Origin of the sequence: Jeotgalibaca sp. MA1X17-3 (assembly GCF_021513155.1) — a bacterium.
Lineage (GTDB): Bacteria > Bacillota > Bacilli > Lactobacillales > Aerococcaceae > Jeotgalibaca.
Genome location: NZ_CP090983.1, coordinates 1017410 through 1043643 on the forward strand (window position 1 = coordinate 1017410; position 26234 = coordinate 1043643).

Consider the following 26234-nt stretch of genomic DNA (forward strand, 5'->3'; position numbering starts at 1 on the left):
AATGGTGAAAAAAGGGGAAAATGGCGGAATTGGCTTTTTTGAAAGGTATCTGACTATCTGGGTAGCAATATGTATGGTGATTGGAGTATTCATTGGGGTATATATTCCTGCTATTCCAGAGTTCTTGAGTAATTTTGAATATGCGAATGTTTCAGTTCCAGTTGCTATTTTAATATGGCTGATGATTTATCCGATGATGTTAAAAATTAATTTTCAAAGTATCAAAAAGGTTGGTGAAAACCCAAGAGGACTAGTTATTACGTGGATATCAAATTGGTTGATTAAACCATTTAGTATGTATCTATTAGCTTTGTTTTTCTTTACTGTTGTTTTTAAAGATCTTATTTCACCTGAATTAGCGAAAGAGTATCTTGCAGGTGCCGTTCTTTTAGGAGCAGCTCCTTGTACAGCAATGGTATTTGTTTGGAGCTATCTAATTAAAGGAAATCCTGCATATACTCTCGTGCAAGTAGCAACAAATGATCTTATTATTTTAATTGCTTATGTTCCTATCGTAGGGGTCTTGTTAGGAATAAGTGATATTGCCATTCCGTGGTTGACATTATTCTTGTCGGTTCTATTGTTTGTGGTAGTCCCTTTAAGTGCAGGAGTTATTTCAAGAATTGTAATCACTAAAAATAAAGGGGAAGAATACCTTGAAAAAAGTTTATTCCTAAATTTAAAAATGTGACAACAACGGGATTGTTACTAACCTTGATTATTATCTTTTCTTTCCAAGGGCAAGTAATTGTAGATAACCCACTTAATATCTTATTGATTGCTATCCCATTAATTATTCAAACATTCTTCATCTTTTTTGTTGCTTATTTATGGGCAAAAGCATGGAAATTACCTCATAATGTTGCTGTTCCTGCTGGAATGATAGGCGCATCAAATTTCTTTGAACTAGCAGTAGCAGTAGCTATTTCTATTTTTGGCTTAGGGTCTGGGGCAGCGTTGGCGACCGTTGTTGGGGTATTGGTAGAAGTACCTGTTATGCTTCAATTAGTAAAAATAGCAAATCGTACTAGAAAATGGTTTCCAGAAACTGTAGAATAAAAGAAAATATAGTAGAATTTAAATTTGAAAGGATGAGAAGATGAAGACGAAAGTAGCATTTATTTGTATCCATAACTCATGCCGATCTCAAATGGCAGAAGGTTTGGCAAGACAGTTCGGAAGCGATATTTTAGAAAGCTATTCAGCCGGAACAGAAGAATATCCAGAAGTAAAACCTTTAGCGGTAGAGGTTATGGAAGAAAAAGGAATCTCCATGGATAAACAGTATCCAAAGCTTTTAACAGATATACCAGCAGAGGTAGATATTTTGATTACGATGGGTTGTGGTGTGGAGTGTCCATATGTTCCAGCTCGACATCGAGAAGATTGGGGTCTAGAAGATCCTTCCGGAGGACCGATAGAGGACTTCCGAGATACTAGAGATTTAATTGAAGAAAAAGTAAAAGATTTGATTGAAAGAATTAAAAATAAGGAAATCTAAAAAGAAAATAAATCTTTGAAAAAAACCATAACTAATAGTTAGTTATGGTTTTTTTAATAAACAATATTGGAGGAATCCTACTTGTCAAACTTCTTTATTTCCCTATCAATACCTATACTTTACTGTTTAATAGCTATAATTTTAGTATTCTTGTTTCGAATGATTCTCATTTATTATTTTTACCAAAAATCTTCCTACAAAGAAGCGACTGGAGAGAATTTTTTTAAATTAATAACTAATAAAGGTTTATATGGTGAGTTTTTGATTTTCAGGAAATTAGAAAAATATCCAGAGCCAAAAAGGATTTTAGCTAATATCTATTTGGAAAAAGGAAAAGGAACTACTGAAATTGATTTAATAATGATTAGTACAAACGGTATTTATGTAATTGAATCAAAAAATTATGGCGGAAAAATATATGGTAGCGATAAAAACAAACGATGGACTCAATATCTTAATGGAAAAAAATTTAATTTTTTTAATCCAGTTTGGCAAAATTCAGCTCATATTAGTGCTTTGGAAGATTATATTGGAATGAAAGATTCTGCTATAGTGCATTCTTATCTTGTATTCAGTGATCGAAGTGACTTGAAAAGAATAGAAATTACTACATCAAAGGTTACTGTATTACAAACTAGAAATCTATTACGAGTCTTAGCAAAAGAGAAAAGTATGGATGTCTTAACGATAGACGAAATGGAACAGTATTACGAGAAATTGAAGAAATGTACACTTGTTGATGATAGAAAGAAACAAGAACATATTGAATACGTTCGACAAAGAGTGAAATAGGATCTATTAAGGTAACGATAAAGCTAAACAGGTCCAAAGAAAGTAGTCTAAAATACTACCTTCTTTGGACCTGTTTATGATAATTTTTTATTGATTTAATTCTCTGGGCTAATGCATTTCATTCCTTCTAGTCCAAATAATGGGCTCATTGATTCTTGTTCATAAATACGTTTCATAGCTTCCCCAATAAGTGGAGCACAAGAAATATAAGTTAATTGGTTCGGTTGTCTATCTTTATCTACCTCACAGGAATCTGTTACGAAGATTTCAGTGATAGGAGATTGTTCCAGAAGTTGTTTTGCATGATCAGAGAGTAAAGCATGTGATGCACATACAAAAACTTCTGTCGCATTTGCTTCCATTAATAGAGTAGAGGCTGATGAAATAGTAGTTCCTGTATTTAACATGTCATCTATAATGATACATGTTTTATTGGTTACATCTCCAATAACGTAACCTTGTTCACCATCTTGATCGACAATAGCTAAAGTTGTATCTAGATATTCAGCTAATTCTCTTGCACGTTCAATCCCACTGTTTTTAGGAGCAACAACGACATAATTGTCGCCATGCATACCTTGTTCAATCAGATGATTTGCAAAAAGTGGAACAGTAAATAAATTGTCTAAAGGAATATCAAAGAATCCTTGTACTTGCACCGTATGGAGATCTAGTGTTAGGACACGAGTAGCACCTGCTATTGTAATCATATTTGCGATTAGCTTTGCAGTAATCGGTTCGTGCGGAAGAGATTTACGATCTTGGCGTGAATATCCATAATAAGGAAGAACCACGTTAATTGTTTTAGCACTAGCACGTTTCATGGCATCAATCATAATCATTAATTCCATGTAGTATTCATTTACATTTCCGTTCGTTGATTGAATGATGTACACATCATTATCTCGCACACTTTCTTCTATGTTAATGTAAATTTCCCCATCGCTAAATCGAACGATTTTACATTTTCCTAAATCTTTTCCAAAAACATTTGCAATTTTTTGTGCTAATGGTCTATTTCCATTGCCACAAAAAACTTTTAATTTATTTTCTTGCTCCATGATGTTGCTCTCTCCATTCGCTTTTGAGAATTTATTACTGACTAGAAGTGTTCTTGTTTCTAATATACCACTTTTTTTATGATTTCCCAACCTTGATTTGAAGAAGAATTGAATTTAAATGAGATTAACATTTCATTCTACTAAATCAGTGAATGTAGACTGAGTTAAGTAATCGTTATCATTATGGAATAGTGGAATTCTATACATATTTTGTTATAAATGGTAAGCTAATTTTAATGTAAATAATTTAAAAACTTTCTCTTACTTAAAAGTTTTTTTGAAATACAAAAAATGAACGATTTGAAATGGAAAGGTGTTGTTTTAATTGTCCAAACAAAAAAAGATTCTCATTATTGGAGGCGGATTAGGGGGATTGTCCGCAGCAATTTCTCTTGCCCAAAGTGGCTATGAAGTCTCACTTTATGAAAAAAATAATCATATAGGGGGAAAGTTAAATCGTTTAGAACAAGATGGATTTGGTTTTGATTTAGGTCCCTCTATCTTAACGATGCCAAAGGTTTTTGAAAAACTGTTTACAGACAGTGGAAAAAACATGAAAGATTATGTACCCATTGAAAGATTAAATCATCAATGGCGCTCATTTTTCCGTGATGGTAATGTTATTGATTTATATGAAAATCTACAGGATATGGAAAATAAAAATCCGTCTTTAAGTGAGGAAGATATCCATCAGTTTAAGGAATTACTTAGCTATTCTGAAAACCTCTACCATACGATTGAAAAGGGGTATTTTGATAAAGGATTGGATAGTACAAAAGAAATTGGAGAATTGCATGGAGTAATTAGTACGTTTAAAAACTTTGATTTATTTTCAACGGTTCATCAAGCGATCGATAAACGAATAAGCAATAAGCAGTTTGGAGATATGCTATCTTATTTCAGTAAATACGTAGGTTCTTCACCTTATGATGCACCAGCTTTACTAAACATGTTGATTTATATGCAACAAGATCAAGGAGCATGGTATGTGCCAGGTGGAATGCATCTTTTGGCAAAGGGAATGGTGAAGCTTGCAAAACAAATTGGAGTGACATTCCATACAGGACAAGCAATTACTGAAGTTCATAAAGAAGATGGAATGATTACGGAAGCTATTCTGGAAGATGGGACTGTTTTGACTGCAGACTACTATATTTCTAATATGGAAGTCATCCCATTCTATGAACAATTACTGCATGAGGAAGAAGAGTATGTCGAAAAACTAAAGAAAAAATTTGAACCAGCTAGTTCTGGAATGATTATGCACTTAGGGGTTAAAAAAGAGTATCCGCAACTAGGTCATCATAATTTCTTTTTTGCAAAAGATCAAAAACGTCAAATGAACAAAATTTTTCATCAACATAAACTACCAGATGATCCGGTTATTTATTTGGTAAATGTCAATAAAACAGATTCTTCCCAAGCTCCTGAAGGACATGAAAATATCAAAGTGTTACCCCATATTCCTTATATTCAAGATGAACCTTTCACACAAGCCGAGTATGATGAATTTGCAGAACGTGTATTAATTAAACTAGAAGAAATGGGATTAGAAGACTTACGAGAAAACATCGTAACGAAAGATATTTGGACCCCAGAAGACATTAAGGATACTTATTGGTCAGATCGTGGAGCGATTTATGGAACACTTTCCGATCGTAAATTAAATAAAGGATTTAAACATCCTAAGCATAGTGAGCGTTATGATAATTTGTATTTTGTTGGCGGAACAGTAAACCCAGGTGGGGGTATGCCGATGGTTACCTTAAGTGGTCAACAAGTGCGAGATAAAATTGTCGCAAGAGATAAAAATTTTGAAACAATAATGGATGCCCTTCATCAATTAGAAAAATAGCGTTCGTTAGATGAAAAAAGATGTCGTTTGATTGTTAGAAAGAAGGAGTACACTTTGAGTAAAAAAATCATTGTTATCGGAGCAGGCGCTGCAGGATTGGCTAGTGCCATTCGATTACAATACGCAGGGTATCAAGTAGAACTATATGAAAAAGAATCTACCCCCGGTGGTAAAATGAACCAAATTGAAATGGAAGGGTATCGGTTTGATTTGGGACCAACGATTGTGATGATGCCCAGCATGTATCGAGAAATATTTGAATATTGCGGACGTAATCCGGATGACTATGTCCCGATGGAACAACTTGATCCGATGTATCGGGTTTACTTTAGCAAGGATACTTCTAGACCAATGGATGTATCCAATGATTTAGTTCAATGGACTCGAACACTCGAATCAATCAGTAATGAAGATGCTGCTGGATTTTTAGATTACCTAGGCGATTTATATAGGGGATTTAATGTTGCTTGGGATAGTATTTTACAAAGACCTTTTCGAAAGCCAAGTGATTTTTATAATCTATCTATGTTGAAAAAAGGTATGAAAATGAAAGCAGGTCGTAATGCCAATCAATTCATTGGAAAATATATAAAAGATGAAAGAATCAAGCAAATGCTTAGCTTTCAGACCTTATATATTGGAATTTCTCCAACGCAAAGTCCTTCTTTTTACACTATGATTCCAGCAATTCAATTCACACATGGTGTTTGGTTCATGAAGGGAGGCATGCATACGATGGCTACTTCTATGGAAAAATTATTTAAAGAACTTGGTGGCACAATTCATTACCAAGCAGAGGTTGAAGAAATCTTGATTAAAGATAAAAAAGCAATTGGAATTCGAGTCAATCAAAAACAGATTCTGTCAGACTATGTGGTTTGTAATGCTGATTTCCCGTATGCAATGAAAAACTTAGTTCAAGATAAAGAAGCAAAAGGGAAGTACACCGATAAAAAAATTGATCAGATGAAATATTCCTGTTCGTGTTTTGTCATGTACTTGGGCATGGATCGTAAATATGATGAATGGGAACACGTTCATAATTTTGTCTTTAGTGATCAATTCGAAGAAAATATGAATGATATATTTGAAGGGAATAAAATAAAAAAAGGATCTTTTTATGTGTATATCGCATCTAAGTTGGATCCAACTCTTGCTCCAGAAGGGAAAGATGGTATTTATATCATGATGCCCGTTTCTAATATTTCTTCTTCCAAATACAAATGGAATGATGAAACAATAGCGGATTATCGAACGTATATTTTAGATACATTAAAAACCATTGAAGGATTTGAAAATCTAGAAAATGAAATTGTTGCTGAAAAACATTTCACACCAGTAGATTTTGAAGAGACTTTTCATGCATATAATGGTGCGACATTCGGACTTTTACCATCCCTTAATCAAAGTGGACCTATGCGTCCGCAAAGTAAAAGTAAAACTAGTTCTAATTTATACTTCACTGGAAGTAGTACACATCCTGGTGCAGGTGTACCGATTGTGTTACTATCTGCTAAAATCGCAGCACAAGAGCTGATTCAAGATGATCAAGGGATTATTTTTGACTACGATCATTAGAAAATGAAGGATTAATCTATTTGAAATATAGGTTTGGAAAGGGGAAACATGTCTATTTTAGAAGCAATAAATCTTATTGCAGGATTTTTAGCATTGGTGGTTGGGATTGTTATGTTTTGGTCTTTACCAGTTCCGTCTCCTCAAAAACGTGAATATACAAAACTTCCATTTATTTCTATTATTATTCCAGCTCGAAATGAAGCGGAACGGATTTCCCCTTTACTAGAATCTTTACAAAAGCAAAGTTTTCAATCATTTGAAATAATAGTTGTAGATGATGATTCAACAGATAATACTTCAGCTATTGCGGTAGAATATGGTGCGAAAGTCGTTCAAAGTAGAGGAGAATTCTGGTGCTGGAAAATCAATGGCTTGTTGGATTGGAGCAAAACAAGCCAAAGGGGAGTGGCTCTTATTCCTTGATGCAGACACTCAATTTACGAATGAAGATAGCATGGGGAATCTACTGAACCTCTATCAACAAAAAGGAGCTTCTGGTATTTTATCGATACAACCCTATCATACCGTTGAACACTGGTATGAACAGTTATCAGCTATTTTTAATATTATTGTAATTGTCGGGATGAATCTCTTTACCGTTTGGAAAAGGAAATTCAAAACAGCAGGGTCTTTTGGTCCTTGCATGTTAACGAGTAGGGAAGATTATTTCCTAACAGGTGGACATAAAGAAATCCAGGATGCGATCATGGATGATTTAGCAATGGGACAAGCTTTTCTGGATCACCGTCTTCCCGTTTATTGTTTGGGTGGAAAAGATACCCTATCTTTTCGAATGTACCCCGAAGGATTTAAAACGTTAATAGAAGGATGGTGTAAAAGTTTCGCTATGGGTGCAAAGGCTACGCATCCTATTGTGATGCTGCTAGTGATTACCTGGATTTCAGGTAGTTTCATTAGTGTGGGAGAATTAATTACTTCTGTAAATTCGGGTAGTCTAGTAGCTATTATTTTTAGTAGTATCCTGTATTTATTATATGCCATCCAAACAGGGATATTTGCTCGACGTTGTGGTAACTTTAAATGGATCATCTTCCTTTTCTATCCATTTTTGTTTCTGTTTTTTGCAGGAATCTTTTTATACTCCCTATTTTGTGTATATGTTTTAGGTACAGTTACCTGGAAGGGTCGGAAGATTGAAGTTTGAATGAAAGAAGAGACTGGGACAAAATGATAAGCCCCCTTCAAAGTAGACGCTGTAAAAAACAAACTACTTTGAAGGGGGCTTTTTTCTATTTTCTTAATTATTTCCTTAATGGTGGAATAAAAGGTAGGTTGGCCGTCCACTTCACGAATAAACTCCTTTTGTCCCGCTTTTTTTACTATTTAACTTTTGTTAGACGAAATAATTTTATAAAAAAAGCACTAATAAAATAAATAACAAAAATAATAACGAGAGCCGTAGATCGATTGGAAATGGTAGGAATGAAAAGAGTAAGTAAAATAGCAATAGAAGGAAAAAAGCGAAATAGGATTGATTCTCTAGTACTAGTTATTTCAATAGTCTCTCCGTCATTAACATTCATTTTGCTGCTTTTTGCCCACGATTGAGAAACGGTCATCGTTCCATGATTGTTTAAGAGATCAATTTCTACTTGCTCTCCCGGTTGGACTTTCCCAACAACTTCATTATCTATTTTAATAGTTATTGGTGATGCCGAACCAATCCAATTTGTATTGCGAATAATAGTAATAGACATTTGAATGCTCCTTTATTTTTTATAGTATAGCTTAGGGTGTAGAGCGGCGACTATCTGCTAAGGAAGCAAAATGTCGGAAAGTCATCCCCCAAGATTTTTTTCGAGACAGTGAAATCTTATATGGATCATCTTCCTTGGATAAAAGAGTGGCTTCTTCTGAAAAAAAGGGAAGATAGCTTCCTTCATAAATAACTGAATCGGCATAACGAGCTTCTAACTGATTTACGGATACATCCGTTTTGTCTAACAGAAAAGAGACAAACTCTACACACGTATAGGCATGTGGAATTGTAAAACCACGATGAAGAAGAGAGGTAACAGCACTAACGGTATTATATCGGTATAAATCAGGTTGCTCAATAAATGGAGTAAGAAGAGATAAAATCCGTTTTTCGTCCACTTTTCCTTTTAGGTCCACGACTTTTATAAATGCTTCTTTGTCTCCTTGAATAAAACGGTTTTCTTGTTCAAAGACAAACCCTCCCCATAAAGGAGTATTTTGATGAATCCTTCCAAAACTCACCATTTTATTTCCTTCTATATCTAGTACTAAAGAGACATGATTATATTCATTGCGGGTAAGAAACCGAATTCCTTTTCCAATCAATGTGGGGGTACATGAAAATACGAGGTACATAAAAAATCCCCTTCCATCTTATTATTATATTTAAGGAATAGTTTCCTTTTTAAATTTAAAATTAACATATTTTAATATTATATCACGACAAATGTTTGTATGTTAGATAAACTATATTTTATTAATTGAAGATCCTATAAACCTATAAAAAAGCTTGAACGTTATTATTGAGAATCGTATACAGTTCAGGTAGAGTTTACATCATACACAACCAATAGGAGGAAATCATGAAAAGTAAAGCAACGGATACATATCAAGAATATGCGAGAAAAATAGGGGATAGGAAAGTATTGTATGAAGTAGTTACAAAAAAATTTAATATCCAAGTAGCACTATACCCTGGAAGTCATATTGATATTGCCCCTTCTATCGTTATCCCCACCGTTACCTATATGGATAATTTTAAAGGAGCCATTCGTTTCTTTAACGATATCGATGAGATAGAAGAATACATTGAACAAAATAAGGAATATCTAGATAAAAGTGAAATTAGTTTTCTAGGACAAGATTATACAACTCCTTTTGATATTAAAGAAGTTGATTTAATTATTTCACAATATGCTGGTTTTGTAGGACAAGCAACCAAGCAGGCTTTGAAGACGGGAGGAATCTTATTGTGCAATGATAGCCATGGAGATGCTTCATTAGCAAAGCTTGATGAGGACTACGAATTTATTGGAATTGTGAATAGTCAGAAAGAAATTGAAACAGAACATTTAGAAGACTACTTTGTATTGCCAAAAGAGAAATCCATTGATAGAAAGCTAGTAGAACAAAAAATGAAAGGACTCAAATATAAAAAAAATGCTGAAAACTACTTATTTCGTAAAGTATAAAAGTTCTAAGAATTAGAATCCAGATAATGGGTAGAAATGATAGAACAGATAAAGAATTGTTTTATCAAAAAAAGTAGGAAAGGAAGGGGACTTTTGTCCCATCCTTTCCTACTTTTTAACTATTTTCTGAAAGAACTTTTATCCCACTTTATTTATACTTCCATATTTTTTTGATAGTGCAATAGACGGATTTCTTCCGCTAGTTCATCAACAGGGCCATCTACTATTGCATCGCGGATTATTTCTTGAATAGGCAATGGGTAAACATTAGAAGCCTCCAACCCCATATCTTCGTACCACTCTGTCAATTGTGCAGAGGAACTGGCATAAACGATTCTACCCAACTCAACCCATCCATGAGCGGCGGAACACATCGGACAATGTTCTCCTGAAGTATAAACGACTGCTTTTTTTCGTTCTTCTGGAGTCATGTGGGTAGCTGCCCAACGAGCGATCGCAAATTCTGGATGCTGGGTATGATCTCCACCGGCTACATGATTATAGTCCTCCATTAAAACTTCTCCATTTTCAGAAACTAAAATAGAACCAAAAGGCTCATCTCCTTCATTTAGCGCAGTTTTAGCTAAAGTCACACAGCGTTTTAAATATTCTTTATCTTTTTCGGTAATCATTTTCATCCATCCTTTCTGATTGTATTATCTTAAGTATAGAATAGTGGTCACTAGTTTTCTAGTTATCCTATTCTTTAGTACTTGAAAGAATGAAGAATGTATTTTCCAATCTAAAATCAACTCTATATTCAATGTCATTTCATGTTATAGTCGTAGATGTAGTTTTAAATCGAATGGTAGCTATTTTAAAAAATAAAAAATTTAAATGAGGGATCATCATGCAAGATATAAAGACGGTTTTAAAAACCTATTATGGGTATGAAGAGTTCCGTCCTGGACAAGAAGAAATGATCCGTGCTATTTTGGATCAACAAGACGTATTGGGAATTATGCCAACTGGTGGTGGAAAATCTCTTTGTTACCAAATACCTGCAATTGTCATGGAAGGAACTGCCTTAGTTATTTCACCACTTATTTCTTTAATGAAAGATCAAGTAGATGGATTACGAGTAATGGGAGTCCGGGCTGCGTATATGAACAGTCAAATGAGACCAAAAGAGTATCAGCAAACGATGGATGACTTATTAAATGGGATGCTAGATTTACTGTACATTGCACCAGAACGCTTAGATAATGATTCTTTTTTACATATGTTGCAAGAAATTGAAATTAGTATGGTTGCGGTAGATGAAGCTCACTGTATTTCTCAATGGGGCCAAGATTTCCGTCCGAGTTATCAAAATATCCTTCAATTACGTGATTACTTACATGCATCCACTCCATTTGTAGCTTTTACTGCGACGGCAACCAATCGAGTAAAGGATGATATCATTCACCGGCTTCGGTTGAGACAACCGTATTTATTTACAGCTAGTTTTGATCGACCTAATTTGTATTTTTCGGTAATTGAAACAAAGAAAAAAGTAAAGAATTACTTCCTTTGATTGGAAAGGATGGTTCAACAATTATTTATTGTAATACGCGAAAAAATGTAGAGTCCGTTTATCAAACGCTAACTAAAAAAGGATTTCCGGTAGCTCGCTACCATGGCGGTTTAAGTTCGGATGAACGTAATAAAAATCAAGAGGATTTTATTTACGATAAAAAAACAGTAATGGTAGCGACGAATGCGTTTGGTATGGGAATTGATAAACCAGATGTAAGAAAGGTTATTCATTATAATATGCCATTGGATGTAGAGAGTTATTATCAAGAAGCAGGAAGAGCTGGTAGAGATGGAGCTGAGGCTGAAGCAATTCTTTTGTATTCGGCACAAGATATTATTACGAATACATTCTTAATCGAACAAGGGAATCAAGCTCATGCAACGGATCGCTTAAAAAGAATGATTTCCTATTGTAAAACAGGGCAGTGTTTACGAAAATTTCTTCTTAATTATTTTGATGAAGAGCCTGCTTGGCAAAAATGTGAACATTGTTCTACTTGTGATGGGCACACTGAAGTATATGATATAACTGTGGGATGTCAGAAAATCCTTTCTTGTATTTATCGGATGGAACAACGATTTGGTACGGGATTAATTACTGATGTTCTTAGAGGAAAGAATACAGAACGAATTCGGAGTATGAAATTTGATGAACTCTCTACCTATGGATTGATGTCTAGCTCCAGCGATGCAGATATTAAAGATATGATTTCTTTAATGCTTGGAGAAGGGTACTTGATGCTTTCTGGAGATACGTATCCTATTATAAAATTCACTGCTAAAACAGGTGAACTTCTCAAGGGAAAAGTTCAATTACTGATGACGAAAAAAATTGTAGAGGATGTACCCGAACAAAAGAAAAAATCTACTGAAGCATATGACTATGATGAAACTTTATTTGAAGAACTTCGGATATTGCGAACAGAGATTGCTAAAGATATCGGAAAACCTCCTTTTGTTGTTTTTGCAGATCGTAGTTTAATGGATATGGCAGAAAAATTGCCTCTTACAGATCAAGATTTTTTAGAAATCCATGGGGTAGGACAAACTAAATTAGAAACGTATGGAGACGCATTTCTTTCTGTTATACATACATATACAAAAAACAAGACGGTTATATCCAGTTAAATAGAAAACATAGTCAAATTGTTCATTTTCAGAAAAACACCGAACTTAAATTGACAAAGAGATTAAGGAAGGGTACCATTAGAAACATCTGTTTTTTATAATTAAATTTTAATCTACTGGAGGTTCTGTTTTTATGAAGAAAAGGAAAATCGGTCTGGTACCAAAATTAGTGTTAGGAATTTTATTAGGGATAATAGTGGGCTCATTTGCTCCGACAGGAATAATTAAAATATTTATGACTTTTACCTCCTTTGTATCTGCGTATATATCTTTTATTATTCCGCTTATGATTATTGCATTTGTAACTGCTGGAATTGGAGAATTAAAAAGTGGAGCAGGAAAGTTGTTAGGACTAACTCTAAGTTTAGCTTATGGATTCACTCTCATTTCTGGAACATTTTCCTATACGATTTCTCGTTTAGTTTTCCCACTGTTTATCAATGGGACCACTACAGAAATGGTTGGGAATACTCATACAGCTGTGGTAGAACCTTTTTTTTCTATCCCACTCTCTCCAATGGTTGAAGTTACTGGAGCATTAGTGTTTTCTTTTATAATGGGATTAGGAATTTCAGCCCTACGTGGTCAAGAAAGAAGTCATAAAATAGGTGAGATGATGAGTGACTTTTTCACTGGCTTTCAAGGGATTATTCATATGGTTTTGTCTAAAACCATTATTCCGCTTTTACCTTACTATATAGCAGCAACCTTTGCTTACATGAGTTATACTGGAGATGTTTGGCGTATTCTTAGTATTTTCTGGCGTGTATACTTATTAATTTTTGCGATGCATTTTATGATTATTCTTTTCCAATTTAGTATTGCAGGAGTAATAACCAAACAACGTCCTTGGAAGTTTTTGAGAAATCAACTTCCAGCATGGCTAACTGCTGTTGGAACACAATCTTCAGCAACAACGATACCAGTCAGTGTGGAAGCAGCGAAGAATAATGGTGTTTCGAAAAGTATCCGTGAATTTGTTGTTCCTTTGGGAGCAACGATACACTTATCGGGCAGCATGATTTCTTTAACTGCCTTTTCAACCGCAATATTGATGATGAATCAAATGGACTTTAGCTTTAAAATAATCTTGCCATTTATTGCTGTATTAGGAATCAGCATGGTAGCTGCTCCTGGAGCACCTGGAGGAGCAGTCATGAGTGCTTTACCGTTCTTGCCTTTGATTGGAATCAGTTCCGAAGGGGCATTAGCAAGCTTAATGATTGCCCTTTACCTGACTCAAGATAGCTTTGGAACAGCCTGTAATGTTTCTGGGGACAATGCTATTGCCATCATTGTTGATCGGGTGAAAGGTCGTTTTGGTATCTTTGAAGAAGATGAAGATCAAATAGAAGAAGCAGAGCTAGTATAATTAGATTGAAACACCGGTTATTCACGGGAAAGTGTGAATAATCGGTATTTTTCATGTTTTCTCGTGTTATAATGATGAAAGAAACAAATAGGAAAGAGGTTCGAAAGATGATTAAAGGTTGGAAAAATATTTTAATATCATACGGGGTACCATTGATTGGTATGCTCATCTATTGGTATTTTGCTTTAACACCACTAACGTTCCAATCAATGGAATTTTGGATGAATCTAATCGTCTACTTAGTTGTAAGTGCTACACTTTCAAATCTATTAGATATTCGAAATGGAAAACGAGTCATTCAAATTAATGGAGCGTTGATTGCGATAAGCTTGGTGACAATCTTAGTTGGAATGGCATTGGGAACACAAGTATTCCGTTCAGAAAGCTATTCAAAACTGATCACCCATGAAGATGGACAGTTTGATAAAGATTTAACTTCAACAAATCCAAGTGAAATTCCTACGATTGACCGTAGTATGGCGGAACGTTTGGGTAGTCGTAAAATTGGAGAAGTATTAGACTTAGTTTCTCAGTTCAGAGTAAGTGATGAATATACTCAGATTGCTTATAAAGGAGATTCGGTTCGTGTATCCCCTTTGGAGTATGTAAACTTTTTCCGTTGGTTTAGTAATCGTGGAGATGGAATTCCTTACTATGTAATGGTAGATATGGTTTCTGGTGATGCAGACTTAATTAACTTAGAAGAGACTTTACGTTATTCTCATTCTGGTTTTTTTGGAGATGACATTAAACGTCACATTTTTATGCATCATCCAACTACTTTATTTGAAAAACCAGTCTTTGAATTGGATGAGGAAGGCGATCCATTTTACGTTGCTCCCATCGTAAAACGTCAATTTAGCTTTTTAGGTCCTAAAGATGTTGTAGGTATATTCGTAGTAGATGCACAAAGTGGTGAAATTACTCGTTATGGTTTAGATGAAGTTCCGGATTGGGTAGACCGTGTTTATCCAGCGAACTTAGTAATGGAGCAGATTAACTACAACGGAATGTATCAAAATGGTTTCTTGAATAGTATTATAACCAAACGAAATGTGATTCAAAATGCGGGTGGATATAACTATATCGTATTAGACAATGACCTTTATTTGTATACAGGACTGACTTCTGTCACTTCTGATGAATCAAATATTGGATTCCTTTTGGTGAATTCACGTACGAAAGAATCAAGACGATATAATATTAGTACGGCAACGGAATGGAGTGTCATGGAAAGTGCAGAAGGCTCCGTTCAGGAAAAAGAATATAATAGTACGTTCCCGTTGTTATTCAATATGAATAATAAACCCGTTTTCCAATTATCCTTGAAAGATGAAGCTGGGCTCATTAAATTATATGCCTTTGTGGATGCATTGAACTATCAACGAGTTGGTATCGGTAGTTCATTGGAACGGGCCTGGACCGATTATAATGGCGGTGTAGCTACTATTCCAGATGAAGATCTGACAGATGAAGAAATAGAAGAAATTCCTATGGAGACAGTTACCGGTGAAATTACGTTAATAGAAGCAGTAGTAGTAGCTGGCGAAACAACTTACTACTTTACATTAAATGATGATAATGAAGTTATTTACATTGCTCCAGTGTCATTAAATAATGAACTTCCTTTCTTAAAAGCAGGAGAAAAAGTTTCAATAGAAGTACAAAACAACCTAGTAAGAAGTATTATAAAAGAATAATTACGTAAAATAGGGCCCTTTTTAAAGAAGGGCTCTATTTTTTCTATAAAAATTGGAGTACGATTTGACAGTCTAATATCGAATAGTGCATAGTGAATAAAGAGTATAAATGATTAGAAAAGAAGGTGTCATATATGAAAAAACCTTTATTATTTCAAGGGAATTTAAAAAAGAAACCATATTTTGAAGGTTGGTATTATAAACAAGTTAGTGAAGATAAGAAAAGTGCGATTAGTTTTATACCAGGAATTAGTTTAAATGAAAATGATCCACATAGTTTTATCCAATATATATTCACTCATGACAATGTAAACGGAAACCCCCAAATGGAAAGTGGATATATTCGTTTTGGTGTCGATGAATTTACATGGAGCGACAAACCATTTGCAGTTAAAATAGGCGATAATCTATTTACTGAAAATTTTGTGTCTGTTCACTTACAAAATGATACGCATCAAATAGAAGGGATGCTACATTTAGGTGCCTTCACACCAATTGAACGAAGTGTTTATATGCCTAATATCATGGGACCTTTTGCATATATTCCTCATATGGAATGTTATCACGGTGTAAATAGTATGAGCCATGAACTGAATGGTACATTAGATATTAATGGAGAAAACATTGAATTTACAGATGGCAAAGGTTATATTGAAAAAGATTGGGGAACGAATTTCCCCCGTGATTATGTGTGGTTACAAAGTAATCACTTTAATGATTCAAATACAAGTATCTTTTTTTCGAATGCACATATTCCCTTTTATGGAAGCGAATTTCAGGGATATATTTGTAATTTACTTTTAGAAGGTAAACAGTATCGATTTGCAACTTATACAAAAACACCTATGGAAATTGAAATTAAAGAAGGTAAACGAGTTATTGTTTGTATGGAAGATGACAAATATCGCTTAACATTAGATGCACAACCTGCTGATCAAAAAGAGCTTCTTGCTCCAATTCCAGAAGGGATGAAAAAAATTATTAAAGAAGGAATTTCTGGAGAATTAAAAATTACTTTTACTGACAAAAAAACAGGTTATCACTATGAAGATATTGGTAAAATGGCAGGTATAGAAATAGTAGAGTAAAGAGATTTAGTAGAAAGATGAGGATGGAATGATTAATAAAATTGAGAAAATTTTAAACGAACATGAACCAGCACCATTGGGAAAACAACGTCTATTTTCTGTTCTGTTGCCTTTAATTCAGCATAATGGAGAATGGCATATTTTATATGAAGTACGTAGTCAAAAAATATCCCAACCAGGGGAAACTGCTTTTCCAGGAGGAGCAGTTGAAAATGATGAAACATTTGAAGAAGCAGCTATTCGTGAAACAATGGAAGAATTAAATCTGGAACAAGAAAACATTCGAATCTTAGGTGAAATCGACTACACTGTTAGTGAGTTGGCAATTATTCATTGTTTTGTGGGTGAAATTGTAGGTGTGACTTTAGATGATATTCATTTTAATGAAGAAGTGGAAGAGTTGTTTGTTATTCCAGTAAGTTATTTAATCAAAAACAAACCCCATTATTATTCATCAGAATTCAAGTGGAAACATCCTGACGATTTTCCATACCATCTTCTACCAAATGGGAAAAACTATCGATTCCGTCCTGGTAAACATCTCATTCCTTTCTATCATTTAAAAAAGCATTCTCTTTGGGGATTTACCGCCAACATGACTGATTGCTTTATTAACTTGATTGAAGAGCAAAATAATTCCAAATAAAAGAAGCAAGCTGATCATCAGCTTGCTTCTTTTTTGCTATACGGTTTAAGGATATGAAACTATAAAAAGTATTCAGCTAATCTAATCAATGATGATTATTTATTTTGAACGAGCAGTTGAAATTTTTCATGAATTTCGGGAGCAACTCTTCTAAGAGAGAGAGGCTTGCCAGCATCATTCATGAAACAATGTAAGGAGGTTCCAGTTGTTCGTAGTTCACTGGTTTTTAAATCTGTTACCGTATACGAAAGAGCTAATTTGACTCCATTATATGTTTCCACGGTTACATCAATCAAAACGGAATCACCAAACTTTATCATAGCTTTGTATTCAGCTGCTATCGATAAAACTGGGATGGAAATCCCTCTCCGTTCCATTTCTGCATAACTTAGACCCATTTGATCTAAAAAGTCTACGCGAGCACTTTCAAACCATCGGATATAGTTAGAATGATGGATAATTTTCATTTGGTCTGTTTCGTAATATTGTGTATGGTGTTGATACGGTTTAAAATTCACTTCTTACAGCTCCTCTTTTTGAATATCCTGAATCTATTGTAACGAAAAAAAATTAATTTTGAAACAAATCTCCATACAGAAAGTTTTTATCCTGTTACAATGAACATGCAGAAATGTAAAGGGGGATAAAGAGTGAATCAAGAAAATAAAAGTAAAAACGTTCTAACTTGTAACAAAACCCGTGTAGTGCGCTCTGAGATTGCGCTTCCGAAGCATTTAAACGATAAAGAAACAGTCTTCGGAGGGGAAATTATGTCTCACTTTGACCTAGCAGGAGGAAATGCTGTTTATAACTTTATGAAGAAAACTGCTTTTACTGCAACGATGGATCATATGGCATTTATTCAGCCAGTCCACATGGCAGATGTCATGTATATTGAAGCGTATGTATCTGGAGCGGGGGAAACTTCTGCCGAAGTTTTCGTTAAACTAGTTTCAAATAATGTGGATACTTCGGAAAAGAAACTTTGTTCTTATGCATTCTTAACGTATGTGCTAGCAGACCGGACTGATCCAAATTATCAAATGCCAGAAATTAAACCAGAATCAAAAGAAGAAATGATCATATGTAAAGGGTATAAGGAGCGAAGACTAATAAATCTAGCAAAAAGAAATGAAAGTAAAGAACTTATGAAGAGCATTGATTTGAATCCTATTTGGGAAACACGATAAAAACAGAAAAAAGGTAGAAGGAAAGAAGGGGGAGTCCCTTTTTTCCTTCTACCTTTTTATTTACGTACTATTTCAATTAATAAATCGCCACTTTCAATACGATCTCCATCCACTACATAAATTTGATCAATAACTCCTGAGATTGTGGACCGGATTGTTGTTTCCATCTTCATTGCTTCTGTAATCAAAAGAGGCTCCCCTTGGGAAACAATATCTCCTTTTTTTACAAGTATTTGGATAACAGAACCAGGCATGGTTGTTCCAACATGTTTTTTATTGGTAGGTTCTGCTTTTTTACGAACTGCAATGGTGCTTGTAATGCTAGAATCTCTTACTTCGACTTCACGTCCTTGACCATTTAAGTCAAAATAAAGTGTACGTATTCCTTCAGAATTTGGTTCTCCAATTTGGTTTAGCTTGATAATGAGTGTTTTTCCTTTTTCAATTTGTACTTCTACTTGTTCACCGGTACGCATCCCATGAAAGAAAGTGGGAGTATCTATTTTTGTAACATCTCCAAATTTTTCAAATGTTTTTATATAATTTAAGAAGACTTCTGGATACATTAAATAGCTTAGGACTTCTTCTTCAGTTGGTGTGCGGTTTATTTGATTAGCTAATTCTTCTTTTAAAGCATCAAAATCAATTGGTTCACGTAAACTACCTGGACGTGTTGTTAATGGCTTTTCTCCTTTTAAAATAATGTGTTGGAGCTTCTCTGGAAATCCACCTGTCGGTTGACCTAGGTTCCCTTTAAATAAGCTTATTACAGATTCTGGAAAATCTAAATTCATTCCTTTTTGGTAAACATCTTCTTCAGAAAGGTTATTTTGAACCATAAAGAGTGCCATATCACCTACTACTTTGGAAGAAGGGGTAACTTTTACTATATTACCAAACATCTTATTTACGGTAGCATACATGTCTTTTATTTCGTCCCACTTATCTTCTAATCCCACAGCCTTCGCTTGTTGCTGAAGGTTGGTATACTGCCCACCAGGCATTTGATGTCGATAAACCTCTGTTGAAGTAGTCTGAATCCCACTTTCAAAATCTTCATAATAGTACCGAACATCTTCCCAATAGCGATTAATTTTATGAACATTTGTAATATTTAGATGAGGGCTACGACTAGAACCTTCTAAAGCATAATATAAACTACTCATGGAGGGTTGACTGGTTGTCCCACTCATTGCACTAGAAGCAACATCTACAATATCAACTCCTGCTCGAACGGCTTCTGCTAGAGAGTAAACACCATTTCCGCTTAAATCATGTGTATGTAAATGAATAGGAAGGGAAGTCACTTCTTTTAGCTCACTAATCAATTTATATGCAGCGTTAGGTTTTAAAAGACCAGCCATATCTTTGATACAGATGATGTGGGCACCTACTTGTTCCAATTCTTTGACTAAATCTTTATAATATTGAATCGTAAATTTGGTTTCAGTAGGATCGTTGATATCACCTGTATAACAAATAGCAGCTTCTGCAATTTTACCGGTATCACGTACATATTGAATGCTTTTTTCCATTTGTGTTGTCCAGTTGAGACTATCAAAGATACGAAAGACATCCATTCCATTCCGTGCTGCTGCATGAATGAATTTTTCCAAGCCATTATCAGGGAAGTTTTGATACCCAACTGCATTCGAACCTCGAAAGAGCATTTGGAATAGTGTATCTGGCATTAATTCTCGTAATTTTCGAAGTCTCTCCCAGGGGTCTTCGTTTAAAAAGCGATAAGCAACGTCAAAAGTTGCTCCTCCCCACATTTCATTGGAGAATAATTGAGGAATTGCTTTTTGAGTTTCTTGGGCAATATTTAATAAATCAGAAGTTCGCATTCTAGTTGCTAATAAACTTTGATGAGCATCCCGGAAAGTAGTATCGGTTAAAAGAACTTCTTTTTGATTGGAAACCCAATGGCTAACTGCTTCAGCTCCTTGCTCATCTAAAATAGTTTTAGCAGAAATTAAAGAAGTAGGCAGGGATTCTAGTTGAGTTGGAATTCTTGGTTTTTCATAATATTTTTTAGGTGCTTTAGAAATACCCGGGAAGCCATTTATTGTAGTTGTGCCAATATAATCGAGAGTTTTATTTCCGCGATTTAACGTTTCAGGATATTCAAACAAAATTGGATTGGAATCGATAAAGGTTGTTTTTGCTTTTCCAGATAAAAAGATATCGTGGCTAACTACATTTCGTAAAAAAGGAATATTTGTTTTTACGCCACGAATTCGAAACTCACGTAAAGCACGCTCCATTTTTCTAGTTGCTTGTTTAAATGTAGGAGCTTGTACGCACACTTTCACTAGTAAGCTATCAAAGAAAGGAGTTACAACTGTTCCTTGGAACCCGTTTCCAGCATCTAACCGAATTCCAAAACCACCTGGAGAACGGTATGTATTTATTTTCCCAGTGTCTGGGAAAAATTGATTTAAAGGATCTTCTGTCGTAATTCGACATTGGATTGCCGCTCCAATCAAAGGGATATCAGCTTGTTTAGGAATACCAATTTCTTGATGTAAGTCCAGACCCATCGCAATCTGGATTTGTGCTTGTACAATATCAATTCCGGTAATCATTTCTGTAATGGTATGTTCAACTTGAACGCGGGGATTTACCTCAATAAAATAAAAACGGTCTCCTTCTACCAAGAACTCAACGGTTCCAGCATTTATATATCCAATGTGATTCATGAGTTGTAGGGCAGCATCACAAATTTTAGCTCGTTGCTGGTCAGGCATATCGATGCAGGGTGCGACCTCAACGACCTTTTGATGACGACGTTGTACAGAGCAATCACGTTCATACAAATGGACAATGTTTCCATGCTGATCACCTAAAATTTGAACTTCAATATGTTTCGGATTTTGAATATATTTTTCTACATATATTTCTTCATTTCCAAAAGCAGATTGCGCTTCGCTACGGGCGCGGTCAAAGGCATCATGAATCTCATCTTTTGAATGTGCCACACGCATCCCTCTACCACCGCCTCCCAGAGAAGCTTTAATGATGACTGGATATCCATATTCTTCTGCAAAATCTTGAACCTCTTTTTCAGAAGTAACAGGACCGTTTGAACCTGGGATAGAAGCTACACCTGCTGCAATGGCAGCTTCTTTTGCTTTTATTTTATCACCAAATATATCAAGATGATGAAGAGACGGACCGATAAAAATAATATTCTCTTCTTGGCAACGTCTTGCAAATTCAATGTTTTCTGAAAGGAAGCCGTATCCGGGGTGAATTGCTTGGGCTCTCGAATTTTTTGCAATAGAGATGAGTCCTTCAATATCTAAATAAGCATCAATAGGTTTCTTTCCTTTTCCTAATAAATAGGCTTCATCTGCTTTAAATCGATGAACAGACCCTTCGTCTTCTTGTGCATAGACTCCGACAGTGGAGATATCTAATTCACTCAAGGCACGAAAAATCCGAATGGCGATCTCGCCTCGATTTGCTACTAGTACTTTTTTCAAACGGACACCTCACTATTTTTTTTAATAATATTTTAATGTTGAATGTATCTTTTCATTTTACAATGAAATATTTTATCACGCAATCGGAAGTATAAAAATGATTATTAAAAAGAGAAGGAAGTTCGTTATTTCATTCTGCGCTATGTTAAAATAGTAGTGAAGAAATAGAACGGAAGTATTCCACTGGAAGTAAATGTAAGCCCTTACTTGATTTAGTAGTTAAATGAAATATTGATTGATAGAAAAGGGGGAAAATAATGTGGTAGAAAACCAAACTTTAAAACAAACACCACTCTATAATTATTATCGAGAACAAGGAATCAAGGTAGCTGATTTTGGAGGGTGGGCGATGCCTATTCAATTTTCAAGTATTTTAAAAGAGCATGAAGCAGTTCGTGAAAAAGTAGGAATCTTCGACTGCTCTCATATGGGTGAAATAATGATAACAGGTCCAAATGCAGAAACATATTTAGATCGGCTGTTAACAAATGATGTTTCAAAAATGCAGGACTATTCTGTGCAATATAATCTACTGTGTACAGAAAATGGTGGAGTAGTAGATGACGTAATGCTCTATCGCTACTGTACTGAAGAATTTATGTTAGTTTGTAATGCTAGTAATACTAAAAAAGTATTTGAGTGGATGAAGCTATATCTGGTAGGGAATGTAGAACTGAAAGATATTTCTGAGAAAATGGGCTTAATAGCTGTTCAGGGGCCTAGTGCTGAAATGATTGTACAAAAAATGACTGATACAGACTTAAAAAATATATCACGTCATCATTTTTTAGTTCAACAAACGATAAGTGGGATTCCTTCCATTCTAATTTCAAGAACGGGATATACGGGAGAAGATGGATTTGAACTTTATGTTGATACAAAAAAGACGAGAGAATTATGGGAATTTTTTATTGATGCCATTCGCGAAATAGACGGGTTACCTTGCGGATTAGGAGCTCGTGACACCTTGCGATTAGAAGCTGGACTGCCATTATACGGACAAGAATTATCAGAGGAACAGACCCCTTTAGAAGCAGGATTGAACTTTGCGGTGAAATTAAAAAAAGAATCTCCCTTTATAGGAAAAGAAGCATTACTAAAACAAAAAGAAGTAGGAGTAACACAAAAAATAGTTGGCTTTATTACTTTGGAGAGAGGGGTTCCGCGCCATGGGTACAATGTTTATTCAGAAGAAGACCAGCACATTGGAGTGGTAACATCTGGAACGATGTCTCCCACCTTACATAAAGGGATTGGAATGGCTTTGATTGATGAAGCCTATTCAAAGATGGGCACAAAAATAAAAATTGAAATTCGAAATAAATATATTCAAGCTGAAGTTGTTAAAAAAACTTTTTTGAAATAAAAACTTAGGAGAGATAAAAATGACTCAACCAAAAATCTACTTTACAAAAGAACATGAGTGGGTAAGTCTAGTAGGAGAGAATACCGTGCGTGTAGGGATTACGGAGCATGCTTCTAATCAATTAGGAGATATCGTTTTTGTTGATTATACAGCAGGTCTGAAAGAAGTTACTGCAGGTGAAGAGATTATTACAGTTGAATCGGTGAAGTCAGTTTCGGAAGTTTACACACCAGTAACTGGAATGATTGTAAAACAAAACGAGTCTCTAGATGAGAATCCAGAAGTAGTGAATGATTCTCCACTTGATGAAGGCTGGATGGTAGAAATTACATTAGCTAATCCCGCTGAATTAGAAGGTTTATTAAGCCAGGAAGAATACAATACTTTGGTTGAAGAGGAGGAGTAAGTTTATGGATCCAGAAATTTTTCGGTATTTACCGGATACTCCCGAAGATATACAAGTAATGCTTCAAGTGGTAGGAGTCGAGTCAATAAAAGAACTCTTTCAAACCATTCCTCCAGAAATCCGTTTAAAAGATAACTTAGAAATCCCAGATTCACTCTCGGAGTATAAACTCCTTCAAATGATGCAAAAAATGGCGAAAAAAAACATCTCTGCAACTGAAATGCCATTCTTTTTAGGTGCGGGTACCTATGATCACTACATTCCTAGTGTAGTAGATGCGGTTATTTCTCGTTCTGAATTTTATACAGCATATACTCCTTATCAAGCAGAAGCCAGCCAAGGAGAGCTACAAGCTATTTTTGAATTTCAATCGATGATCAGTGAATTGACAGGAATGGAAGTTACGAATTCTTCATTATATGATGGATTTACTTCTTTATCAGAAGCAGTTGGGTTAGCTCAAAATGTGACAAAGAAAAATAAAGTTTTATTATCTATGGGGATTCATCCAGAAGGAAGAAGCATTGTTAAAACCGCAGCAGTTGGTCGAGGAATAGAAATTGAAGAGATTCCCTTATTAAAAGATTGTACTGATTTAGAAAAACTTAGTAAGGCTCTCACGGATGAAGTTGCAGCAGTTGCCATACAATATCCTAACTTTTTGGGAACCATTGAAGATATTCAAGCTGTTAAACGATTGTTAGAAGGAACCTCCATCCAACTGATTGTAATAGCAAATCCATTGGCACTAGGATTGCTAGAAGCTCCAGGACATTTAGGAGCTGACGTTGTTGTGGGAGATACTCAGTCATTAGGTATTCCAATGTCTTTTGGTGGACCTCATTGTGGATATTTTTCTGTTACTAAAAAAAATATCCGAAGAGTTCCAGGTAGGATGGTAGGAGAAACTGAAGATGCAAAAGGAAATCGCGGTTTTGTATTAGCTTTACAAGTACGGGAGCAGCATATCCGTCGAGAAAAGGCTACTTCCTATATGAGTTCGAACCAAGCACTGAATGCTTTGCAATCAGCTGTTTGTATGGCGGCATTAGGAAGGAACGGTATCCAAGAAATCGCTCAGTTAAATTTTAACAATGCCTCTTACTTGGCAGAGAAGTTGATTGAAAAAGGATTTTCGATCTATAATGATGGTCCTTACTTTAATGAGTTTGTAGTGGAATTACCAATAGAAGCTGAAAAAATGAATCAACAGTTATTAGACGTGGGAATAATGGGTGGGTATAGTTTAGAAAAAGACTATGGAATGCCCATGCACATGTTACTTTGTGCAACAGAAAAGCGTTCTAAACAAGAAATGGATCGATTAGTTGAAGCGTTAGGGGGACAGAAAAATGATCGAAAATAAAAAAGAAAATCCACTTTTATTTGAACAAAGTAAAGTAGGTAGAATTGGATATAGTCTTTCCACATCGGATGTTCCTACATATGATTTAACAAAAAAAATCGCTCCTCATTTGATTCGGAAACAACCAGCAAGATTGCCTGAAGTCAGTGAGTTACAATTGATGCGGCATTATACAAGGTTATCACAGAATAACTTCGGAATTGAAAATGGGTTTTATCCGTTGGGATCTTGCACGATGAAATATAATCCCAAAATAAATGAAGTAACAGCAAGACTAGATGGTTTTGCTAACATACACCCTTATCAACCTGAAGAGACCATTCAAGGAGCTTTACAATTGATGTTTGAGCTTCAAGAGGATTTGAAGGTCATTACCGGTATGGGTGGGATTTCTCTGCAACCTGCTGCTGGGGCACAAGGGGAATGGACCGGTTTGATGATGGTTCGTGCGTATCATGAAAAAAATGGAGAATACAAACGAAAAAAAGTTTTTGTTCCAGACAGTGCACATGGAACCAATCCATCGAGTGCATATATAGCAGGGTACGATGTGGTCAGCATCCCTTCAACGAAGGAAGGACTTGTTGATTTAAACGTATTACGTCAACAAGTAGGTCCAGATACAGCCGCGCTAATGCTTACTAATCCCAACACCCTTGGCTTATTTGAAAAAGATATTATAGAAATTGCAGAAATCATTCATGGTGTAGGAGGGTTACTATATTATGATGGAGCAAACTTAAATGCTATTTTAGCTAAAACAACTCCAGGATTAATGGGTTTTGATATCGTTCATCTTAATGTACACAAAACATTTAGTACGCCACATGGCGGTGGTGGACCTGGTGCGGGACCAGTAGGAGTTAAAGAGTATCTACTTCCTTTTTTACCGGTACCACAAGTTATAAAAAAGAAGAAAACTATCACTTATCTTATGATTATCCAGATTCAATTGGTAGGGTAAAAGGCTACTACGGAAACTTTGGTG

The 26234-nt window shown here is 35.2% G+C and carries 24 protein-coding genes and 1 pseudogene; 19 read left to right on the plus strand and 6 right to left on the minus strand.

Features of this window, described 5'->3' with window-relative positions; genetic code table 11:
• Nucleotide 1 precedes the first annotated feature (1 nt).
• The 3 genes and pseudogenes from arsB (at nucleotide 2) to LZ578_RS05070 (ending at nucleotide 2293) form a co-directional block, all read left to right on the plus strand.
• A pseudogene (gene arsB, locus LZ578_RS05060) lies at nucleotides 2-1059 on the plus strand (ACR3 family arsenite efflux transporter).
• A gap of 40 nt (nucleotides 1060-1099) precedes the next feature.
• Nucleotides 1100-1501, plus strand: coding sequence for an arsenate reductase ArsC (locus LZ578_RS05065; RefSeq protein ID WP_235146219.1), 402 nt, complete (start codon nucleotides 1100-1102; stop codon nucleotides 1499-1501).
• Nucleotides 1502-1582: 81 nt separating this feature from the next.
• A complete protein-coding gene (locus LZ578_RS05070; RefSeq protein ID WP_235146220.1) occupies nucleotides 1583-2293 on the plus strand; it encodes a nuclease-related domain-containing protein in 711 nt (236 codons plus the stop codon).
• A gap of 95 nt (nucleotides 2294-2388) precedes the next feature.
• Here the strand turns inward: LZ578_RS05070 and LZ578_RS05075 are convergent, their stop codons facing one another.
• A complete protein-coding gene (locus LZ578_RS05075) occupies nucleotides 2389-3354 on the minus strand; it encodes a ribose-phosphate pyrophosphokinase (RefSeq protein ID WP_235146221.1) in 966 nt (321 codons plus the stop codon).
• Between the two features lie 325 nt (nucleotides 3355-3679).
• Here LZ578_RS05075 and LZ578_RS05080 point away from each other — a divergent pair, with 325 nt between their 5' ends.
• The 4 genes from LZ578_RS05080 to LZ578_RS05090 are packed head-to-tail and all read left to right on the plus strand — an operon-like array spanning nucleotide 3680 to nucleotide 7952.
• A complete protein-coding gene (locus LZ578_RS05080) occupies nucleotides 3680-5209 on the plus strand; it encodes an NAD(P)/FAD-dependent oxidoreductase (RefSeq protein WP_235146222.1) in 1530 nt (509 codons plus the stop codon).
• Nucleotides 5210-5263: 54 nt separating this feature from the next.
• Entirely contained in the window at nucleotides 5264-6787 is a 1524-nt protein-coding gene (locus LZ578_RS05085; RefSeq protein ID WP_235146223.1) for an NAD(P)/FAD-dependent oxidoreductase, read from the plus strand.
• Between the two features lie 48 nt (nucleotides 6788-6835).
• Nucleotides 6836-7210: a glycosyltransferase gene (locus LZ578_RS12465; protein WP_255763948.1), complete on the plus strand. Its 375-nt coding sequence runs from the start codon at nucleotides 6836-6838 to the stop codon at nucleotides 7208-7210.
• A complete protein-coding gene (locus tag LZ578_RS05090) occupies nucleotides 7155-7952 on the plus strand; it encodes a glycosyltransferase (RefSeq protein ID WP_255763950.1) in 798 nt (265 codons plus the stop codon). The genes LZ578_RS12465 and LZ578_RS05090 overlap by 56 nt, the downstream gene beginning before the upstream one ends.
• Nucleotides 7953-8127: 175 nt before the next feature.
• On the opposite strand, the gene LZ578_RS05095 is transcribed toward LZ578_RS05090, so the two are convergent.
• On the minus strand, nucleotides 8128-8505 hold the full coding sequence (locus tag LZ578_RS05095; protein WP_235146224.1) for a hypothetical protein: 378 nt from the start codon (nucleotides 8503-8505) through the stop codon (nucleotides 8128-8130).
• Between the two features lie 31 nt (nucleotides 8506-8536).
• Nucleotides 8537-9142 carry a hypothetical protein gene (locus LZ578_RS05100; protein ID WP_235146225.1) on the minus strand — a complete coding sequence of 202 codons (606 nt, stop codon included), beginning with the start codon at nucleotides 9140-9142 and terminating at the stop codon, nucleotides 8537-8539.
• A 227-nt stretch (nucleotides 9143-9369) separates the two neighbouring features.
• Between LZ578_RS05100 and LZ578_RS05105 the strand changes: the two genes are divergently transcribed.
• Nucleotides 9370-9978: a hypothetical protein gene (locus LZ578_RS05105; protein ID WP_235146226.1), complete on the plus strand. Its 609-nt coding sequence runs from the start codon at nucleotides 9370-9372 to the stop codon at nucleotides 9976-9978.
• A 152-nt stretch (nucleotides 9979-10130) separates the two neighbouring features.
• On the opposite strand, the gene LZ578_RS05110 is transcribed toward LZ578_RS05105, so the two are convergent.
• Nucleotides 10131-10610 (minus strand): nucleoside deaminase, encoded by a 480-nt coding sequence (locus LZ578_RS05110; RefSeq protein ID WP_235146227.1) that lies wholly within the window; start codon nucleotides 10608-10610, stop codon nucleotides 10131-10133.
• A gap of 218 nt (nucleotides 10611-10828) precedes the next feature.
• Between LZ578_RS05110 and LZ578_RS05115 the strand changes: the two genes are divergently transcribed.
• The 6 genes from LZ578_RS05115 (at nucleotide 10829) to LZ578_RS05140 (ending at nucleotide 17430) form a co-directional block, all read left to right on the plus strand.
• Nucleotides 10829-11494, plus strand: a complete 666-nt coding sequence (locus LZ578_RS05115) for a RecQ family ATP-dependent DNA helicase (protein WP_235146228.1) — start codon at nucleotides 10829-10831, stop codon at nucleotides 11492-11494.
• Nucleotides 11491-12624: an RQC domain-containing protein gene (locus LZ578_RS05120; RefSeq protein ID WP_235146229.1), complete on the plus strand. Its 1134-nt coding sequence runs from the start codon at nucleotides 11491-11493 to the stop codon at nucleotides 12622-12624. The genes LZ578_RS05115 and LZ578_RS05120 overlap by 4 nt, the downstream gene beginning before the upstream one ends.
• Before the next feature lie 133 nt (nucleotides 12625-12757).
• A complete protein-coding gene (locus tag LZ578_RS05125) occupies nucleotides 12758-13996 on the plus strand; it encodes a dicarboxylate/amino acid:cation symporter (RefSeq protein WP_235146230.1) in 1239 nt (412 codons plus the stop codon).
• A gap of 107 nt (nucleotides 13997-14103) precedes the next feature.
• Nucleotides 14104-15696 carry a hypothetical protein gene (locus tag LZ578_RS05130; RefSeq protein ID WP_235146231.1) on the plus strand — a complete coding sequence of 531 codons (1593 nt, stop codon included), beginning with the start codon at nucleotides 14104-14106 and terminating at the stop codon, nucleotides 15694-15696.
• A 134-nt stretch (nucleotides 15697-15830) separates the two neighbouring features.
• On the plus strand, nucleotides 15831-16784 hold the full coding sequence (locus LZ578_RS05135; RefSeq protein ID WP_235146232.1) for a tocopherol cyclase family protein: 954 nt from the start codon (nucleotides 15831-15833) through the stop codon (nucleotides 16782-16784).
• Between the two features lie 28 nt (nucleotides 16785-16812).
• A complete protein-coding gene (locus LZ578_RS05140) occupies nucleotides 16813-17430 on the plus strand; it encodes a CoA pyrophosphatase (RefSeq protein WP_235146233.1) in 618 nt (205 codons plus the stop codon).
• A gap of 95 nt (nucleotides 17431-17525) precedes the next feature.
• Here LZ578_RS05140 and LZ578_RS05145 read toward each other — a convergent pair whose 3' ends face one another.
• Nucleotides 17526-17948: a thioesterase family protein gene (locus LZ578_RS05145; protein ID WP_235146234.1), complete on the minus strand. Its 423-nt coding sequence runs from the start codon at nucleotides 17946-17948 to the stop codon at nucleotides 17526-17528.
• A gap of 132 nt (nucleotides 17949-18080) precedes the next feature.
• Between LZ578_RS05145 and LZ578_RS05150 the strand changes: the two genes are divergently transcribed.
• A complete protein-coding gene (locus tag LZ578_RS05150) occupies nucleotides 18081-18620 on the plus strand; it encodes an acyl-CoA thioesterase (protein ID WP_235146235.1) in 540 nt (179 codons plus the stop codon).
• A 56-nt stretch (nucleotides 18621-18676) separates the two neighbouring features.
• Here the strand turns inward: LZ578_RS05150 and LZ578_RS05155 are convergent, their stop codons facing one another.
• Nucleotides 18677-22108 carry a pyruvate carboxylase gene (locus tag LZ578_RS05155; RefSeq protein ID WP_235146236.1) on the minus strand — a complete coding sequence of 1144 codons (3432 nt, stop codon included), beginning with the start codon at nucleotides 22106-22108 and terminating at the stop codon, nucleotides 18677-18679.
• A 259-nt stretch (nucleotides 22109-22367) separates the two neighbouring features.
• Between LZ578_RS05155 and gcvT the strand changes: the two genes are divergently transcribed.
• The 4 genes from gcvT to gcvPB are packed head-to-tail and all read left to right on the plus strand — an operon-like array spanning nucleotide 22368 to nucleotide 26210.
• Nucleotides 22368-23474, plus strand: a complete 1107-nt coding sequence (gene gcvT, locus LZ578_RS05160; RefSeq protein WP_235146237.1) for a glycine cleavage system aminomethyltransferase GcvT — start codon at nucleotides 22368-22370, stop codon at nucleotides 23472-23474.
• 19 nt (nucleotides 23475-23493) lie between these two features.
• Complete coding sequence (gcvH, locus tag LZ578_RS05165) at nucleotides 23494-23880, plus strand: glycine cleavage system protein GcvH (protein ID WP_235146238.1); 387 nt, start codon at nucleotides 23494-23496, stop codon at nucleotides 23878-23880.
• A gap of 4 nt (nucleotides 23881-23884) precedes the next feature.
• Nucleotides 23885-25246 (plus strand): aminomethyl-transferring glycine dehydrogenase subunit GcvPA, encoded by a 1362-nt coding sequence (gene gcvPA / locus LZ578_RS05170; RefSeq protein WP_235146239.1) that lies wholly within the window; start codon nucleotides 23885-23887, stop codon nucleotides 25244-25246.
• Complete coding sequence (gcvPB, locus tag LZ578_RS05175) at nucleotides 25233-26210, plus strand: aminomethyl-transferring glycine dehydrogenase subunit GcvPB (RefSeq protein WP_311198601.1); 978 nt, start codon at nucleotides 25233-25235, stop codon at nucleotides 26208-26210. The genes gcvPA and gcvPB overlap by 14 nt, the downstream gene beginning before the upstream one ends.
• Nucleotides 26211-26234: the final 24 nt, after the last annotated feature.